The organism is Aequorivita viscosa, from assembly GCF_900106795.1.
GTDB lineage: Bacteria > Bacteroidota > Bacteroidia > Flavobacteriales > Flavobacteriaceae > Aequorivita > Aequorivita viscosa.
Genome location: NZ_FNNS01000011.1, coordinates 37,063 through 38,316 on the forward strand (window position 1 = coordinate 37,063; position 1,254 = coordinate 38,316).

Sequence of the window (1,254 nt, forward strand, 5' to 3'; positions counted from 1 at the left end):
TGGAGGTTGCAGGTTGGGGATTGAAAACGAAATTGAAATCCAAATCCCTTCCTTTATTATTAATATTCGATAACAGTCTAATGATCAATGATTGACGATTGATGAATTTCCAATAAACTACAAACAATAAACCAATAACCGTTAAGTTGAAATTTAGGAGAAACCCGCGACTACTAAGGGGAGCGTTTAAACTTAGAAAAGGGTTAGAACAATAAATTAGGAGGTGGTACTTCTTTAAGAATACTAGGAGTATTAGTGTTGATATTCCGTTTATAAAGGTCACTGCTCACAGGGTGTGCCTTGAATCTTTTAGAAGTAAACCCATTTCTCATTAATTCCATTATATCTTTTTCGTTTAGATCGGCATTAAACCACTCCTGATACAAGCGTTCATCGAACACCAAGGGTTGTCGTTTTTTAATATTATGCACTTTGGTAAAAAAGGAATTCGCTTCCATAGTTAGAATAGAGCAGGTTAATTTATTTGGGGCTTCTTCCAATACTGAATAAATACCCCCAAAAACAAATAAATCCCGGCCATCATCAAATTTATCAGACGGAATATAACAGAAATAGGGGATAGAGGTCCCCGAACTTCTGTGGGGTTCAAAAAAGCCATCGGCTATAATCAGGCAACGGTTTTCATGCGCCGCTTCTTTTGATAACCCCTTAAATAATGTCTCCGATTTTATATTTAAGGTATTGTATTTCTTTCTAAAACCAGAAACATCTCCCATTGCCCAATTAGGGACATACCCCCACATTGCGGGATAGATAGTATTAGGCTCATCCATCTTTATTAACTGCAAATTAGGATGCGTAAACCCCGAACGGTGATAATATGATTCGTATTTCTCAGGAAAAGCAATCTCCTTATATAAATGTTCCTGTACTTGTTTTTTCGTTTTGGTGAGGGAAGTTTCGTAGCACATTTTGGGGTGGTTTTTTGGGGGTTGGAGGTTGCAGGTTAGAGGTTGCAGGTTGCAGGATGCAGGTTGAGCGGGGCTGAATAAGGTTAATAATTTACTTTTTTACTAATTCACTGTTTCACTGGTATATTGATCCACTAATCTACAAAATTCTCAAAGATTAAGTTGAAAATTTGAAGCCGTACTCTGGCTCCTTTTAGGGTTGGGGGAATGAAATCGAAATTGAAATCGAAATCCACATCCTTCCCTTTATTATTAATATTTGATAAGAGATTGATTATTAATGATTGACGATTGACGATTAACGATTGAAGATTGATGATTG

Annotated in this window: 2 protein-coding genes; both read right to left on the reverse strand. The window is 36.6% G+C overall.

The features are described 5' to 3' along the window. Positions 1–203 precede the first annotated feature (203 nt). Positions 204–932 carry an SOS response-associated peptidase gene (locus tag BLW28_RS07975; RefSeq protein ID WP_073217331.1) on the reverse strand — a complete coding sequence of 243 codons (729 nt, stop codon included), beginning with the start codon at positions 930–932 and terminating at the stop codon, positions 204–206. A 134-nt stretch (positions 933–1,066) separates the two neighbouring features. Beyond that, positions 1,067–1,254 (reverse strand): hypothetical protein (locus BLW28_RS15885; RefSeq protein WP_218143095.1); only part of this gene is annotated, 188 nt, incomplete at its 5' end.